This window comes from Leeuwenhoekiella sp. ZYFB001, from assembly GCF_011784865.1.
GTDB classification, from domain to species: Bacteria; Bacteroidota; Bacteroidia; order Flavobacteriales; family Flavobacteriaceae; genus Leeuwenhoekiella; species Leeuwenhoekiella palythoae.
Genome location: NZ_CP050460.1, coordinates 2960516 through 2976929, shown reverse-complemented (window position 1 = coordinate 2976929; position 16414 = coordinate 2960516). Strand labels below are relative to the sequence as shown.

At 42.8% G+C, this 16414-nt stretch carries 13 protein-coding genes; 4 read left to right on the top strand and 9 right to left on the bottom strand.

Annotation, left to right across the window (positions count from 1 at the left end; all coding sequences use genetic code 11):
- Position 1: 1 nt before the first annotated feature.
- From HCN54_RS12850 to HCN54_RS12815, 8 genes are all read right to left on the bottom strand, one after another.
- Positions 2-1444 (bottom strand): SusD/RagB family nutrient-binding outer membrane lipoprotein, encoded by a 1443-nt coding sequence (locus HCN54_RS12850; RefSeq protein WP_167598107.1) that lies wholly within the window; start codon positions 1442-1444, stop codon positions 2-4.
- A gap of 30 nt (positions 1445-1474) precedes the next feature.
- Positions 1475-4690: a SusC/RagA family TonB-linked outer membrane protein gene (locus HCN54_RS12845; protein ID WP_167598106.1), complete on the bottom strand. Its 3216-nt coding sequence runs from the start codon at positions 4688-4690 to the stop codon at positions 1475-1477.
- Between the two features lie 70 nt (positions 4691-4760).
- Positions 4761-5441, bottom strand: a complete 681-nt coding sequence (locus HCN54_RS12840) for a DUF2064 domain-containing protein (RefSeq protein ID WP_167598105.1) — start codon at positions 5439-5441, stop codon at positions 4761-4763.
- A gap of 41 nt (positions 5442-5482) precedes the next feature.
- A complete protein-coding gene (gene arsS, locus HCN54_RS12835; protein WP_072983208.1) occupies positions 5483-6550 on the bottom strand; it encodes an arsenosugar biosynthesis radical SAM (seleno)protein ArsS in 1068 nt (355 codons plus the stop codon).
- 70 nt (positions 6551-6620) lie between these two features.
- Positions 6621-6959, bottom strand: coding sequence for an arsenosugar biosynthesis-associated peroxidase-like protein (locus HCN54_RS12830; protein ID WP_040532960.1), 339 nt, complete (start codon positions 6957-6959; stop codon positions 6621-6623).
- A 90-nt stretch (positions 6960-7049) separates the two neighbouring features.
- A complete protein-coding gene (locus tag HCN54_RS12825) occupies positions 7050-7862 on the bottom strand; it encodes a purine-nucleoside phosphorylase (RefSeq protein WP_167598104.1) in 813 nt (270 codons plus the stop codon).
- A gap of 6 nt (positions 7863-7868) precedes the next feature.
- A complete protein-coding gene (locus tag HCN54_RS12820) occupies positions 7869-8549 on the bottom strand; it encodes a TIGR04282 family arsenosugar biosynthesis glycosyltransferase (RefSeq protein WP_167598103.1) in 681 nt (226 codons plus the stop codon).
- Between the two features lie 29 nt (positions 8550-8578).
- A complete protein-coding gene (locus HCN54_RS12815; RefSeq protein ID WP_167598102.1) occupies positions 8579-9064 on the bottom strand; it encodes a rhodanese-like domain-containing protein in 486 nt (161 codons plus the stop codon).
- 182 nt (positions 9065-9246) lie between these two features.
- On the opposite strand from HCN54_RS12815, the gene HCN54_RS12810 reads away from it, so the two are divergent.
- From HCN54_RS12810 to galE, 4 genes are all read left to right on the top strand, one after another.
- The gene (locus HCN54_RS12810) at positions 9247-10257 is read left to right on the top strand and encodes an aldose epimerase family protein (RefSeq protein WP_167598101.1); all 1011 of its coding nucleotides are present in this window, start codon (positions 9247-9249) and stop codon (positions 10255-10257) included.
- Positions 10258-13434 (top strand): glycerol kinase GlpK, encoded by a 3177-nt coding sequence (gene glpK / locus HCN54_RS12805; RefSeq protein ID WP_167598100.1) that lies wholly within the window; start codon positions 10258-10260, stop codon positions 13432-13434.
- A 66-nt stretch (positions 13435-13500) separates the two neighbouring features.
- A complete protein-coding gene (locus HCN54_RS12800) occupies positions 13501-14307 on the top strand; it encodes an HAD-IIA family hydrolase (protein ID WP_167598099.1) in 807 nt (268 codons plus the stop codon).
- Positions 14304-15326, top strand: coding sequence for a UDP-glucose 4-epimerase GalE (galE, locus tag HCN54_RS12795; protein WP_167598098.1), 1023 nt, complete (start codon positions 14304-14306; stop codon positions 15324-15326). The genes HCN54_RS12800 and galE overlap by 4 nt, the downstream gene beginning before the upstream one ends.
- Before the next feature lie 77 nt (positions 15327-15403).
- Here galE and HCN54_RS12790 read toward each other — a convergent pair whose 3' ends face one another.
- Positions 15404-16414 (bottom strand): LacI family DNA-binding transcriptional regulator, encoded by a 1011-nt coding sequence (locus HCN54_RS12790; RefSeq protein WP_167598097.1) that lies wholly within the window; start codon positions 16412-16414, stop codon positions 15404-15406.

Sequence of the window (16414 nt, the reverse complement as noted above, 5' to 3'; positions counted from 1 at the left end):
TTTAATTATCCCACCAAACGGGACTGTTTAAACTGTTGTCGTTTGTAGCTGCTGCCGCTGTCTGATAATTATCTGCATTTAAGGCCTGCTCTTCTGCAGGATACGGCATACGCACAGGAATGATCCCATCATTCAAGCTCGCTGCTACCGATCTAAATTCCGGGAAGCCGGTGCGGCGCCATTCGATCCAACCTTCATAGCCATTGATGAGGTTGGCGATCCATTTTTGCGTGATGATCTGTTGTATAGGTGTGGTTCCTGCGGCGTTATACGCAGCCGGGCCGGTCAAGTACTCTGCCGGAAGATCGGTCAGCCAATAATCAAAAGCCAACTGAACGCCTTGATTGTATAAAGATTCTGCATCAGCACTTATAAAACCTTTTTCAGCAGCTTCCGCAAGGATAAAATGCGTTTCCCAAGCCGTCATAAAATTAGCATCTAATTGCGCAGTGTTCTCACGGAAAAGTGTTCCGGCCAACGAATAATTAGCAGGCTCGATCGAAGTTTGTGAGGCATCAATTCCGTTGATGAGTCCGTTAAATTCTCCGGAAGTCGAATTGGCAAAAGGACGGAAAAATACCGAAATACGATCATCGTCAAGATCGGTCAAAATATCCTCCATAGTTTCAGAAAGTACAAAGTTGTTGAAATCTCCTGCGCGCAATTGTGCAAAGCGGAAACTATTAGGAGCACTTGAAGTAAAATCAAAAACAGCATTATCTGCATTAGTAGTGATAAAATTTCCTTCGGCATAAATCGAAGCGATAGCGGCCGCTACATCTTCCTGACTTGAAATACGCATCAAGGCTTTCAGCTTTAAAGAGTTTGCAAACTGTATCCATTTGCTGAGGTCCCCATCAAAAAACAAATCGCCTTCTAGAGCCACAGCGCCAGAGTAGGCATTGATCGCGGCAATCCCCTGATCCAGGTTGTCCAGAATTCCGCCTTCAGCTAAATAGATGTCTTCTTGAGCATCATAAGGGGCGGTGACGGTGCCGTCAATTCCATAAAATGCTTCAAAATAGGGAACATCGCCAAACAAATCAGTAAGACCTTGTGCCATATACGCTTTGAGAATCAATGCCGGACCTTCATAAACTTTAAAGGTTTCAACTTCCTGAGCCTGTTTAAGCAAGAGTTCGTTGTCTCTAAGATTGGTGTAAAATATCGGCCAGGGATTTCCACCCAATTGCGGCGATTTTAATGCGTGACGGTCAAAGAGGTTAAAGTCTAAAGCCGTGCGATGCTGTGAAAGGAGATCGCCTGCGGCAAAACCTTCATAGCTCATTTGCTCGCCAAAGTCATAAATAACCTGGCGTAAAAGCAATCCCGGTTGCACGCTTACCGGTGCATTGGGATTGGTGTTTTTTTCTTCAAAATCTGTAGTGCAGGCCGTAAAGAAGCTTAGACTCAAGATTAGAATGGTATATATCGTGTTTTTCATCTTCTAACTAGTTTTGATAGGCTTCAAGCCTTAGAAATTAAAGCCTGCTTTTAAACCAATACTGCGCGTGGTGGCGTAGCTCATATCTTCCACACCGCTTACAAAGCCGGTGCCTTGTACTGCGAGTTGCTCAGGATCAAAATGTGGTATTTCTGAAAAGGCAAAGAGGTTGCGCCCCACAAGCGACAAGTCGATGTCCATCCCGTTACTTAAGCCTAAAAAGCCATCCTTTAGATTAAAAGTATACCCCACTGAAAACTGACGAAGCTTTAGGTACGAAGCGTCATAAATATTGTTTTCTTCGTGGTTGCGATCGTAAAATTGGCGGTAATAGGTTTCTGCAGAAACCGCTGTAGTATTTTGTACATATTGCGGATTTTCTGCTGTTCCTGTATTAACTACACCTTCCGGAACAATACCTTCTACAGGGCGATTGGCTGTTTTTGCAAGTTGGCCACCCACAGTTCCCAAAGCGCGCGTACGTGAAACGAGTTCGCCGCCTTGTCGCCAGTCAAATAAGAAGCTCAAATTCCAATTTTTATAGCTGAAGCTGTTGTTCCAACCTAGCATAAAGTCAGGGGTGTAGTTTCCTATTTTTTTGAGGTTATTATCTGCAATATAGCTTCCGGAAGGAGTTAGGATAAACTGGCCGTCTTCGGTTTTTTGATAGCCGGTTCCGTAGATATCGCCAATTTTTCCGCCTTCTTCTACCTGAAACCAAACGGTCTGGTTGGCACTGTCGTAAATTCGGCTGTAAGCCAAGGTCAGCCTTCCGTCAGCTTGTGGTAAACTTTCTACTCTCGACGCATTACTACTAAAATTGAATGTAGTATTCCATTTAAAATTAGCGGTCAGAATCGGTGTGAGATCTGCGATAAGTTCGACTCCTTGGGTGCGCACTTCACCGCCATTCACCACCTGCTGATTGTATCCTGAGGAGATCGCGATGGGTAGTGAAATAATCTGATCTTTGGTCAACGCGTTGTAATAGGTCGCATCTAATCGAATACGATCTTTAAGAAATCGGATGTCGGCACCAACTTCATAGGAGGTAGTTTGCTCAGGTCTCAGATTAGCATTCGGTATGAAATTTTGATTGCTGAAAGTGGGTTGCCCATTGTAAGCCGTTTGTGAAATAAACGCACCGCTGGTTTGATAAGGCTGCGTATCGTTACCCACTTGAGCTACGCTCGCGCGAAGTTGCGCATAGGAAAAAGCTTTGGGTAACTCAGCAACTTCAGAAAGAATAAAACTCGCCGATGCCGAAGGGTAAAAGAACGAAGTCCCATCTACCGAAAACGGTGTGGCAAGCGCACTTGACCAGTCATTACGGCCGGTAAGGTCTAAAAATAAAAAGTCGCGGTAGCCTAGTTTTGCAATTCCGTAGAGGGAATTGATGCGCTTATTTGATTCAAATTGAAATACGTCAATTGGCGAAGCAGCGTTATTCAGATTGAAAACTCCCGGTTGAGCAAGATTCACTGTTTGTGACTGTTTGGTGTTGGCTTTTTGGTCCAGACGGTTTCCGCCCAGCGAAACATCAAGAGAAAAGTCGCCAAAGATGTTGTTGTAATTCAGTAAGAAATCGGTGTTGATCTCGCGATAAAACACATCGTGCTCGGCATAGCCTCCATTTTGAAAACGGTTAGAGCTGAAAGCACGACGCAGCTGGCGTGTTTCTGAAGAATAATCCATTCCCGAACGTAGCGAAAGGCTGAGGTTTTCTGTGATTTGCTGTTTGATAGAAATATTTCCAAAAACCCGATCCCGGTTGAAAGAATTCCGATTTTCATACATTGTAAAAAACGGATTGTCAAAATACGTGTAGTTGAAGGAGTAGTGCTGCACACCTTCTAATCCCGGTTGCCAATATTGACGCAAGCTGTTAATGTCTAGCGAGCGCGGTCCCCAAGCCACAAGCGCATAATTGGCGTTCTCACTTCCGTAGCCGTTAGAAGGACGGTTGTCGCTCCCGGAATTTACATAACTGATGGAAGCATTAAACGTGGTTTTGTCTGTCGGTTTAAAATTCAGTTTGGTAGCTACTGTTTGGCGGTCCAGATTTACTCCGGGAATGATCGACTCACTGCGTAAATCGGTAAACGAAATACGATAGTTTCCTTTGTCAAAACCACTGCCTATCGCCACATTATTGATCGTGGTCACGCCGGTCTCGTAAAAATCTTTCAGGTTATCGGGATGTGAATTGAAGGCTGTTGGCGTGATGGCGATCCCATTGTAAAGCGAAGTATCTCCACCGCGAACGACCGTTCCGTCAGGTAAAGTTACGGGTGAATCAAATTGTGCGATCAATGTGCCTTGATCTAAACGCGGTCCCCAAGAATAGGAGATAAGGTCGTTGACCCCGCCGCCTAAACCGTCAACAAATTCAAACTGACCGGAATTTCCCTGCCCGTATTGATTTTGAAATTCAGGAAGTTTAAAAGGCGTATCTACAAAAACCGAAGTATTGATGCTGATGCCTAAACCTTTGCTTTGGCTTCCGTTTTTGGTTTCAATAATGATCACACCGTTTGATGCGCGCGTACCATAAAGTGCTGCGGCACTTGGGCCTTTAAGCACACTTACCGAAGCAATATCGTCTGGATTGACTTCCATCGCGCCGTTACCAAAATCGATCTCTTGAAAACCGGCTGCCGCCTCGTTACTTTCATTAAAAACCGTGTTGTTATTGATGGGCGTTCCGTCAACGATAAACAGCGGATTGTTGTTTGAAAAGGAAGCCTCACCGCGAATGGTGATCTTTGAAGAAGAACCCACGCCGGTAGCGCCTTGTGAAACGGTGACACCGGCTAATTTTCCTGCAAGATTGTCGAGGAAGTTAGGCGCTTTTACCGCAGAAACTTCTTCTGCCTCGATGGTTTGCACTACATAGCCCAACTCTTTAGTCTCACGCTCGAGACCGAGCGCCGTGATGACTACTTCATCGAGGTCTGTAGTAGATTCTTGTAAAATGATATTGATGCTAGTTCGCCCGTTGATTGATGAGGTTTGGGTGATGAAGCCAATTGCTGAAAAGCGTAGTTCGTTGGCTGCAGCAGGAACTTCCAGCGAAAACATTCCGTTTTCATCGGTTATCGTAGCAGCATCGGTATTGACGGCAATGACATTTACAAACGGGACGGTCGTTCCGTCGCTTGAGGTGGTTACCGTACCCGAAATGGTAGTTTGGCTATTGGCAACTGCACACAGCAAGAGCATTAGCCCAAAATAAAGGTGTTTCATTTTTTTGTTTCTGATTAGTAAAAGGAAGCGGCTTGATTGTACAGCACACCGCGAGACAAATGATGTTGTCTTAAATACTTAAACTAACCGGAGAACCTTTGTTGAAGTAGTTTTGATACTGAAAGGCATCAAAGACGAACTTTTGGTTGGTGATTGGTTGCGTCCCTCCAAAATGTATGCGTAAAAGCAGTTTTTTGATCAAATATGGAAGTTGCCCGCGATCTAAAAGTGCAGCAACATCAAAAACCGAATCTAAGTCGTGCAGCACCTCAAGTATTGTAGCCTGAATTTTCTGCTCACGTACTTTCCGCAGAATGATTTGCGTGAGTTTTGAGGTTTGCCAAGGGAGTTCTAAAAGCGCTTGTGCATTAAAATGCGCTTTGTTTAGACCCATTAAATAGAACCCGCCGTCAACGGAAGGACCAATGACCATCGGGCAATTTTGCAATTCGTTTGCGGCGGTGAGTAGATGCTGTTTGGTTAAATGCGGACTGTCATTCCCAATACTGATGACATTATCGTAACCCAGCTCATAAACTTCTGTAAAGGCTTGTGTGTAGCGTTCAGCAAACGTTGCCCCTTTTTGATTCTTTTCAGAATAAATAAAGAAGGGGAGTCCGCTTTGTTTTACCGTTTTTAAAGTCTGCCGATTGAGCGCTTCAAAAAGTTGCACGCCATTATGCATCGACTTGTGTCGTGCATCTTCTGCCGCAGAGCGGGCAAAAATTAATATAGCAGTATTAGTCTTCAATAAGGCGGTAAACGCAACGCGTGTTTCTGGTTATTTTGAGATTAGGCTACAGTTCCCTGGCAGCTGCTTCCTGCGCCGGCAGTACAGCCGTAGCAATGCTGTGAAATGATGATATTTCGATCGTTTAGCACATCTTCATTATACTCTGAAATATGCTTCACTTTTGAATTTACTTTAAGATCCAGCATTTGATTGAAATCACAATCGTACAACCAGCCGTCCCAACTAATCGAGATCGTATTAGTACACATCACATTCGCCACCGCAGCCGGGTTGTAAGCTTCAACAAGTTGGTACATATAATCCTCGTAGTTTTCCGAAGCGATCAAGTAATCCAGAAAGCGTGCGATAGGAAGGTTGGTAATTGCAAACAGATTATGAAATTGAATACCGAAATCTTCCATCAAGGCTTTTTTGAAATCCTTTTCCATTCCTGCTTGATCAGAAGGTAGGTAAGCGCCGTTAGGATTGTAAACAAGGTCTAAGCGTAAGTCGCTGTCGGGCATTCCGTAACCTACGGCATTTAATTCCTGTAAAGCTTTAATTGACTTGTCAAATACACCTTCACCACGTTGCTTATCGGTTTTACCACGTGTCCAGTGCGGCATCGAGCTCACCACGTGTACATTGTGTTTCTTGAAAAATTCCGGTAGATCGTAGTATTTCTTATTGGCGCGAATAATCGTCAGGTTACTGCGGACAATAAAATCTTTAATCCCTGCTTTACTCGCTTCTTCAACAAAACGTCTGAAATTAGGATTCATTTCAGGAGCACCACCGGTAAGATCCAGTGTATGTGCGCCGGTGTTTTTGATCACTTCCAGACACTGCTCCATCGTTTCCCAAGTCATTATTTCTTTACGATCTGGACCGGCATCTACGTGACAATGTTCACACACCTGATTACACATATATCCCACATTGATCTGAAGGATTTCCAGTTTTTTAGGTCGTAACGGAAATTGATTGGTCTCTTTGATCTTTTTGGCAAACGTAGGAAGTTCGCCATCGGCAAAAATTCCACCGGATAAAACCTCAAGCTGTTTATTGGCTTGAGCGAGATCGTCGTGACGTTTATGTAGGGATTTTTTTGTTTGAGTTGCAGGCATAAAAGCGTTTGTTTTTCTTTTTCAGTAGTGACTAAGATAGGACTAAGTTGCTAGAATATAGCCTTTAGTGCTACATTTCTAGCTTATTCACTTTATTCATCATCATCGTACCGTGTACGAGGGTAGCGCCACTCTTGATCGCAGCACCCACGTGAATGGCTTCCATCATTTGTTCTTTGGTCACGCCACGTTGCAAGGTATCTTTGGTGTACGCGTCGATGCAATACGGGCATTGCTCGGTATGCGCAACAGCAAGGGCGATAAGCGCCTTCTCTCGTGCAGTAAGCGCACCTTCTTCAAAAACTTTTCCGTAGTAATCAAAGAATTTTGTACCCAGTTCCTCGCTCCATTCGGTGATCTTACCAAATTTTCTCAGGTCTGCCGGATCGTAATAATTGTTGTTAGCCATGATGATTTTTTGTTTTGAGTTATAAAAAGCATAACTACACGAGTAGTTACGGAGATAATTGTGTTGTGGTTTTTTTAATGCGGAAAAACCCTAAAGTTTTTCAATGAGCTGCGTAAAAAGTTTAACCATATCAGGTTCTGCTTTTCCGGCGGCAGCCATAATATCTTGAATGTCTACAGGTGCCAGGTTTTCTGGGTCGCACTCATCGGTAATTACCGAGACTGCAGCAACCGGCAAATCGAGGTGGTTGGCGACAATCACTTCTGGAACGGTACTCATCCCAACCGTGTCAGAGCCGATGATCTTAAGGAATCTATATTCGGCGCGGGTTTCAAGCTGTGGGCCAACAACAGATGCATAAACACCTTCATGCAACGTGATTCCTTCGGTCTTTGCGATATCTTTAAGAATGTTGCGCATAGGAACGTCGTATGGTTCGCTCATATCAGTAAAGCGTGAACCTAATTGTTCAACTCCTTTAAACGCTAGGGGAGAACCACCTTGCAGATTGATGTGATCTTCAATAAGCATAATCTCACCCTTTTTGAAGTTGAGGTTGATCGCTCCGGCTGCATTACTGATGAGTAGTTTTTTTATGCCAAGTTCGTTCATAACACGCACCGGGTAACTCACATCGCGTAGGGTGTAGCCTTCATAAATATGAAAACGACCTTGCATCACGATCACTTTTTTTCCACCTAAAGTTCCGTAGATCAGTTTTCCGGTATGGAATTCAACCGTGGCGGTCGGGAAGTTAGGAATGTGGTTGTAGCTCACGGAACTGATGATCTCAACTTTATCTACAAATTGGCCAAGACCGGTACCTAAAATGATACCGATTTCCGGAGCTTCAAAACCGCGCTCTTTTAGAAACTGTGCAGATTCTTCAATAAATTTTTTCATGGATTTTTATTTCAAATGTTCTGGTAAAAAAGGCTTGAAGGCCTCAATACCTTTTATGTCTTCGTAATAGTCTACATCATTACGGGTTTCGAGCAATTTAACAGATTCTGAGCTTAAATCGGCAAGCGTGTCTTTAAGAACGGTTTCGGTGCCCCAAGTTTTATTGCTGAAAAGTTCTGGCTTTAAGAAGGTCATTCCGAGCAAATAATACCCGCCATCTTCAGCCGGACCTACTACAAAATCGTGCTCATCAATTGCTGCAAATGCTTCCTCTAGATCTTTTTGAGAAAGGTCATACATATCGCTGCCAATGATGATCGCTTTTTTATAGCCGCTCGCAAAAGTCCCTGAAAACGCCTTTTGCATTCGGGCTCCCAGATCATCACCGTGTTGTAATTTTTTGGTAAACGTGTTTTCATCCCAATAATCTGAAGCACGTATTTTTTCAGAATAAAAAACCTGTTTATCTACGCTCAAATTTTGGGTAATTCTAACCGTGTGCCGAAGCAAAAACTTGTAGATATCAAGCGCAGCAACATCACCCACACCGCCTGCAAGTCGGGTTTTTACTTTGCCCAATTCGGGATTGCGGGTAAAGATTAAAAGGGCTTTATCTGAGGTAGGAAAATGAAATTCTGTCTCGAAATCTTTTTCAGAATCGGTGTCTTTTTTGCTTAATAGACCCATTAGATGTTGTTAATTGATAAAAGTCAAATTTAATGAACCACAATTCCCGTACTTAAATAATCTTCCCAATTTTTTGAAAAGGTGTGTACTTTTTGAGTGCTTTTGCCTTTAGCATCCACAATTTTAAAGCCTGCGTCTTTCCAAGCAAAAATTCCGCCGTAGAGATTATAAGCGGTTTTGCCGGTTTTACGTTCAAGCTTTTCGCCAAAATCTTCACTACGGATGCCCACAGTACAATACACTACGATTGGCTTTTTCTTATTTGATATGGAATCTAAAAATGCATCTTGAGGTTTTTCTCCAACCCAGATCGCTGACGGAAGATGGCTTACCTCAAACTCTTGTCTTTTACGGGTGTCTAGAATGGTGTAAGCTTCGAAATTCATTTTGAGTTCTTGCACAGAAATATAAGGAATGCTTCGGGTGTTGTAGGTTTCCAGAAGTTTATCAATAGATTTTTTCTGGCAGAAGCCTAAAAGAGGAAGTAGAAGAGCGAGAAGCAGGTGAAATTTCATTCTGAGGTATTAAAAAGGCAGTTTCTTAGTTCTGGTAAAACTTACGAAGAAACGCTTTTTTTGGTTTGATTTTAAAGGAATCGATAAGCACGTGAATTACAGCATGCTTTAAAAGAGGGCGGTAATTCCGTGACGTTTCCCTTTAGTATTTCATATATTTAGCTTTAAAAAACAACGTTCCTTTGATAACAATAAAACCCTTTGATACCACGCAAGACGGTCATCCCGTTTTAAGTGTAATACTGAAAAACTCCTCAGGGATGGAAGCACATTTCATCACCTATGGCGCCATACTACAACGATTAATTGTTCCGGACGCCGGCGGATTTACCGATGTGGTTTTGGGATATAATGACTTGCGTTCTTATGAAGAAGATACCTTTTTTATGGGGCAATTGGTGGGTCGAAGCGCAAACCGAATCGCTAATGCAACAGTGAGCCTTGACGGGAAAAAAGTTGCTTTGAGTGCTAACGAAGGCACAAATCATCTTCACGGTGGTTTTGAAGGTTTCGGTAAGAAAATTTGGGAAGTTGCTGAGCTGGAAGATGAGGTGGTTTTTTCTTATTTGAGTAAAGACGGTGAAGAAGGCTATCCCGGGAATTTAGAGACTAAAATGTTTGTCAAACTAACTGAAGAGAATGCGCTAGAAATGCGTCTCGAAGCCACAACCGATAAAGAAACTATTGTAAATCTTACCCGTCACGAATATTTCAATTTAAACCCGTCAAGTGGGGAAGGCATTGCAAAGCATCAACTATTGATTAACGGAGAAGGGATTTTACCCAAAACAGAGCAAAACGTTCCTGACGGTAGCGTTAAACCGGTGGAGAATACGCCGTTTGATCTGCGTGAACTTCGTGTTTTAGAACAGCCGCTTGCGCAACTTGAAGGCGGTTATGATCATAATTATGTTCTTGAAAAATACAGTAAAGAAGTACCGGCTGCAGTACTTGCTGCACCTTCGGGAATACCTAAAATGGAATTGTACTGCACCCAACCGGGGATACAGTTTTATAGCGCCAACGGAATTGAAAAGATAGAGAACAAGACAGGAACGATTCAAGGGCCTTCGCCGGCCTTGTGTTTAGAACCACAGTTTTTCCCGGATACGCCCAACCATCCCAATTTTCCGTCAACGGTTTTAAAACCGGGAGAACAGTATAAGCATACCATCACGTATAAATTTTTATAAATGGAAACTTCATATATCATCGCTTTTGATCAGGGCACAACCAGTACTCGGGCCATTTTATTTGATGAGCACGGTAAGGTTGTTGCTATTTCACAAAAGGAATTGAAACAATATTATCCGAAGTCCGGTTGGGTAGAACACGATCCGGAAATGATCTTTAATGATCAAAAGGAAGTTTTTGAGGCGGTGGTCCAAAAAGCAAAAGTTCCGCTTGATGCAATAAAAGGAATTGGAATCACCAATCAGCGTGAGACTACTGTTGTATGGGATAAGAAAACTGGAAAACCGGTTTACAACGCGATCTGCTGGTTAGATAAGCGTACCGAAGCGATTTGCGAAGGCTTGCGGGAGCGCGGCCTTTCAAGATATATTCTTAAAAACACCGGACTGGTAATTGACAGTTATTTTTCGGCAACTAAAATAAAGTGGATTCTTGATAATGTAGAAGGAGCGCGTGAAAAAGCCGAAGCTGGTGATCTGCTCTTTGGTACGGTAGATAGCTGGTTGATCTACAAGTTCACCGGCAAACACCGTACTGACCATACTAACGCGTGCCGAACCATGCTGTACAATATTAAAGATATGGCTTGGGATCAGGAGTTGCTTGAGGAATTGACTATTCCGAAAAAAATGTTGCCTAAAGTGCAACCTTCATCTTCAGATTTTGGGACGATAACGTATCAGGAATTTGATTTTCCTATTTATGGAGTTGCCGGTGATCAACAGGCGGCGCTTTTTGGGCAAGGCGGTTACAAATCAGGAATGGCAAAAAACACCTATGGAACTGGTTGTTTTATGCTTTTGAACACCGGAAAAAAACCTTCGTTTTCTAAAAACGGACTCATAACAACCTTATGCTGCACGCTCGAAGATAAAAAGCCAAAATATGCTCTAGAAGGAAGTGTATTTGTGGGAGGAGCTTCAATCCAATGGTTGCGGGATCAGGTAGGAATTATTGAGAATGCTGAAGAAACTAATGCGATTTGTCAAAGCATTCCGCCGCTTGAAGATCTGTTTTTTGTTCCTGCATTCAACGGTCTTGGAGCTCCATATTGGGACGGAAATGCGAAAGGAAGTATTCAAGGATTGACCTTTTCAACAGGTCGCAAAGAACTAGTAAAAGCTACGGTTGAAGCGCTTGCCTATCAAGTAACCGACTTGATTAAAGCGATGGAAGAAGACAGTGGTAAGCAAATAAAAACTCTGAAGGTTGACGGTGGCGCTTGTGCTAATGATTACTTGATGCAATTTCAAGCAGATCTTTTAGATGCGCAGGTAGATCGCCCAGAAATGCTTGAAGTTACCGCCTGGGGTGCGGCCTTATTAGCGGGAATCAAAGTGGGTATTTGGACCCAAAAAGACATTGCTACATTGCGCAGTGCTGATCAGGTTTTTGAACCTCAAATGGATGTAAGAACGCGTAACCACAAGCAAGAAGGCTGGGAGCTTGCGGTGATGCGCACACGCTCTGGTTATGCAGAAACCATCGAAAAGGAAAAAGAGCCTCTACGTTTTAGCGTGCGGGATCGTAAGCGTTATATCAAAAAAGCGAAGAAGAAAAAATTTGATTTGGTCATCATTGGTGGCGGAGTTACCGGAGCGGGGATCGCGCTCGATGCAGCGACCCGCGGTATGAGCGTTTGCCTGATCGAGAAAAATGATTTCGCTTCAGGAACTAGTAATAAAAGTACCAAATTGGTACACGGCGGTTTGCGCTATTTAAAGCAAATGGAAATCGGTCTGGTCAAAGAATCAGGGACAGAGCGTGCCATCGTACACAAGTTGGCGCCGCACCTTGTGGTGCCTGAGAAAATGCTCCTACCACTTATTGAGGGTGGGCAGTATGGTAAATTTTTGACTTCTATAGGGCTGAAAGTTTATGACTTGCTTGCCAATGTAGATGACGAAGATAAACGTCGTATGTTGACCAAAGAAGAGACGCTCGAGCGCGAACCCATTCTTGATGAGAGCACTTTGCTGGGTGGTGGTTTTTATGCGGAATATAGAACTGACGATGCTCGTCTTACTATTGAGTTGATGAAAAAAGCCGCTGGTTTTGGTGCGATTTGCCTCAACTACTGCGAGATGGAAGATTTTGTGTACAACTATAAAGGCAAGATCACCGCGGTTAACTGCAAGGATCATAACACAGGAAAAACCTTTGAGGTAGAAGGAAGAACGTTTGTTTCTGCCACCGGCCCTTGGGTTGATAAGCTTAGGAAGAAAGATGAGTCGATGAACAACAAGCATTTGCATTTGACTAAAGGAGTGCATTTGGTCTTTCCGAAGGAAAAATTACCCGTTCATCAATCGCTCTATTTTGACGTTCCAGACGGACGTATGATTTTTGCGATTCCGCGAGGTAGAGTGACCTATGTGGGAACCACAGATACCAATTATTCCGGAAGTTTAGATAGAGTAGTGGCTACCCAAGCCGATATTAAATATTTGCTTGATGCCGTAAACGGAACCTTCCCTGATATTAATTTGACCGAAGAAGATATCGAGTCGAGCTGGGCAGGACTTCGACCACTCATTCACGAGGATGAGAAAGATCCTTCAGAATTATCGCGTAAGGATGAAACATTTATTAGTAAAAGTGGCTTGATCTCTATTGCCGGCGGAAAACTTACCGGATACCGTAAAATGGCCCAACGTGTAAACGAAACAGTAAGTAAGCGACTTAAAGAGAAGTTTGGCAAAACCTATGATGAGTCGCGCACTCAGCATATTGCCTTGACTTCTCACGCAATGCGGAATACCCAAGAGGTAGAAGATTATCAAAACTACTTACAGCAGGAGTTAGAATTTATGCAAATTGACAACGCTGCTTTTAAAGCTTGGTACCTTGTCTCTACTTACGGCAAGCAGACCGATGTTATCAAGAATAAGATCAATTATTTTAGAGATTCAGATGTAAATGATCGTTTGTTGCGTGCCGAATTATGGTACAGTGTAAATTATGAAATGACCAACAGTCTGGCAGATTTCTTTGTGCGACGCACGGGCCGACTTTATTTCAATATCGATACGGTAGAGCAATACCGTCAAATAGCTGTTCAAGATTTTATCAACTATTTAGATTGGGATGAAGAGCGCGTTGCTTTTGAAAATAAGAAGCTTGACGAGTTGTTATACGATGCAACGCATTTTTATGAATCTGAGATTCTTAGCTAAATTTCTGCTTAAGCTTTCTAGCTCTTAAAAATTAAACGTTATTTTTACGTTTAAATAAATAGCCCAATGGACAAAGGATTTTTAATAGATATGGACGGAGTCATTTACAGCGGTAATGACTTGATTCCGGGAGCAGATACATTTATACAAACATTGCAAGATCGGGAGATTCCGTTCTTGTTTATGACCAATAACAGTCAACGTAGTCCTATTGATGTCGTAAATAAATTACGCCCGATGGGAATTCATATTAAGGAAGAGAATGTGTACACCAGTGCTATGGCAACCGCTTGGTTTTTAGGGTTTACAAAGCCTAACGGAACAGCTTACGTTCTTGGTGAAGGTGGACTTCTTAGTAGTTTACACGAAAATGGGTACAGCTTAGTAACTCAAGACCCTGATTATGTTGTGGTGGGAGAAGGTCGAAATTTCACTTTAGAAATGGCAAACAATGCTGTAGATATGATACTTGGTGGCGCTAAACTGATCGCAACCAATTTAGACCCTTCGCCTAAGAAAATTGGTTGGTCTAATCTAGGAATCAAAGCGATCGTAAAAATGATAGAGGAAGCCACCGGGCGTAAAGCCTTTTCTGTCGGAAAACCTAGTCCTGTAATGATGCGTGCCGCTCGAAAAAAATTAGGCTTGACCACAGATCAAACCATAGTAATAGGAGACACGATGGATACTGATATTTTGGGTTCTATCCAGATGGGATATAAAACCATTCTCACCCTTTCTGGGGTTTCGAAGCAAGAGGAAATAGGTACGTATGCATTTGGTCCTGATATGGTCATCGACTCACTCAAAGATTTTAACATCGACGAGGCTTTAGAGAAGCTTTCCGTTGAAAATAACGTAGCAGAATTTTGAAAATACTAGTAACCGGCGGACTCGGATTTATAGGTTCGCATACCGTAGTTGAATTACAAAATGCAGGATACGAGGTGGTCATTATTGACGATCTGTCTAATGCTTCAGAAGATGTCTTAGATGGAATAGAAGCCATTACCGGCAAAAGGCCTGAGTTTGAAAAATTGGATCTAAGAGATCGTAACGCGGTTTCAGCTTTCTTTAAAAAATATGCAGACGTAAGCGGGGCGATTCATTTTGCAGCTTCAAAGGCAGTAGGAGAAAGTGTTCATAAGCCTTTGTTGTATTACGAAAACAACCTAAGTTCGTTAGTATATCTGTTGAAAGAACTCACGGGAAAAGCTTCGGCTAATTTTATATTCAGTTCGTCGTGCACGGTTTACGGGCAGGCAGATGAATTGCCTATAACCGAAAGCGCACCGGTAAAACCTGCGGAATCTCCGTACGGAAATACTAAGCAGATCGGGGAAGAGATCATTAGAGACACGGCTAAAGTTTACGAGAATTTTAAAGCTATAGCGTTACGCTATTTTAATCCGATTGGAGCACACGAAAGTGTAGAAATAGGGGAGTTGCCGCTAGGCGTTCCGCAGAATTTGGTGCCGTTTATTACGCAGACAGCAGCCGGATTGCGTGATGAACTTAGTGTGTTTGGCAATGATTACCCTACCGAAGATGGTACGTGTGTACGTGATTATATTCACGTGGTTGACTTGGCCAAAGCGCACGTAAAGGCGCTAACACGTTTGGTGGAAAGCGAAAATAAAAGCAATTACGAAGTATTTAATTTAGGAACCGGCACCGGAAGTTCTGTGCTTGAAGTGATCAATACTTTTAAAGAAGTTTCCGGAGTGGAACTGCCTTATAAGATTGTTGACCGAAGAGAAGGTGATGTGGTTGCAGCCTATGCAGACACCGAACACGCCAATAACGAACTCGGATGGAAATCAGAGTTGACGCTCGCTGATGCACTTGACTCTGCATGGAAATGGGAGAAAAAAGTTCGCGGTATTAAGTAATTTGAAAAGCGATGTAAAACACAAAAGCCCAAATCAATCCGATTTGGGCTTTTGTGTTTTTTTAAAGAATGTATGTTTTAAAGTTTGCGCGTGCTATTACGAATCACCAATTCGGTTTCTATAACTTCTTGTTTGGGTGCTTCTTTTTCTTTGGCGTTGATGTTTTTAAGTGCGATCTCGATTGCCTTTTTTCCCATAATTTCGGCTTGTTGCTTTACTGTGGTCACCGATGGGAAATAATTTCGCGCCAGCGTTCCGTCAGTAAACCCTATAACACTTACATCATTAGGAACTTCTAAACCTTTAGTGCGAATGGTATTCATCGCGTAGATCGCGCTAGATTCGTCTGTGGTGATCAGAGCGTCTATTTCATTCTTGTCAAGAAAAGTTCCTAAATCCTGTTCCAGCGTTGCCAGCTTGGTATATAAAACTTTAGGAACCGCACCTTCTTCTTTTGAAACGGCGGCTTGATATCCCGCGAGTCTTTTATTGCCCACCGAAGTATTGCTCAATGTAGACAATAACGCCACATTTTTACAACCCGTTTTATAGAGATAACTGGTGGCTTCAAAAGCTCCGGAGAAATCATTAATTACCACGCTATCACAAGCTACATCAGTATTTGCACGGTCAAACATCACTAACGGAATATCATAATGCAATACATCATTGAGATGCTCGATTTCGTTAGATTCCTGCGTCTCAGAAGTAAGGCTGATAATAATCGCATCTACCGAAACATCGCTCAGCATATTGAGGCTTTGCTTTTCTTTTTCTAGAGATTCGTTAGAGATGCAGGTAACCAGACTGTAACCATTTTTTGTGGCTTCTTCTTCCATCCCCACAATGACCTTTGCAAAAAAGTTATGCATAATGTTAGGGATCACAACGCCAAGGGTATTGGTACGGCTGCTTTTTAATCCCCGAGCCATCGCATTAGGGCGATATTTGAGTTGTCTGGCTGCTGTTTTTACTAAAAGTTTTGTAGCCTCACTTATTTCTGGGCTGTCTGCTAATGCTTTTGAGACTGTAGAAATAGATAAGTTGAGGTGTTCTGCAATTCCTTTTAATGTGGTTTTAGTAGACAT

Coding starts and splice junctions, on each gene's coding strand:
- HCN54_RS12850 (WP_167598107.1), bottom strand. CDS start 1,444: ATGAAAAACACGATATATACCATTCTAATCTTGAGTCTAAGCTTCTTT.
- HCN54_RS12845 (WP_167598106.1), bottom strand. CDS start 4,690: ATGAAACACCTTTATTTTGGGCTAATGCTCTTGCTGTGTGCAGTTGCC.
- arsS (WP_072983208.1), bottom strand. CDS start 6,550: ATGCCTGCAACTCAAACAAAAAAATCCCTACATAAACGTCACGACGAT.
- HCN54_RS12830 (WP_040532960.1), bottom strand. CDS start 6,959: ATGGCTAACAACAATTATTACGATCCGGCAGACCTGAGAAAATTTGGT.
- HCN54_RS12825 (WP_167598104.1), bottom strand. CDS start 7,862: ATGAAAAAATTTATTGAAGAATCTGCACAGTTTCTAAAAGAGCGCGGT.
- HCN54_RS12820 (WP_167598103.1), bottom strand. CDS start 8,549: ATGGGTCTATTAAGCAAAAAAGACACCGATTCTGAAAAAGATTTCGAG.
- HCN54_RS12815 (WP_167598102.1), bottom strand. CDS start 9,064: ATGAAATTTCACCTGCTTCTCGCTCTTCTACTTCCTCTTTTAGGCTTC.
- glpK (WP_167598100.1), top strand. CDS start 10,258: ATGGAAACTTCATATATCATCGCTTTTGATCAGGGCACAACCAGTACT.
- HCN54_RS12800 (WP_167598099.1), top strand. CDS start 13,501: ATGGACAAAGGATTTTTAATAGATATGGACGGAGTCATTTACAGCGGT.
- HCN54_RS12790 (WP_167598097.1), bottom strand. CDS start 16,414: ATGTCTACTAAAACCACATTAAAAGGAATTGCAGAACACCTCAACTTA.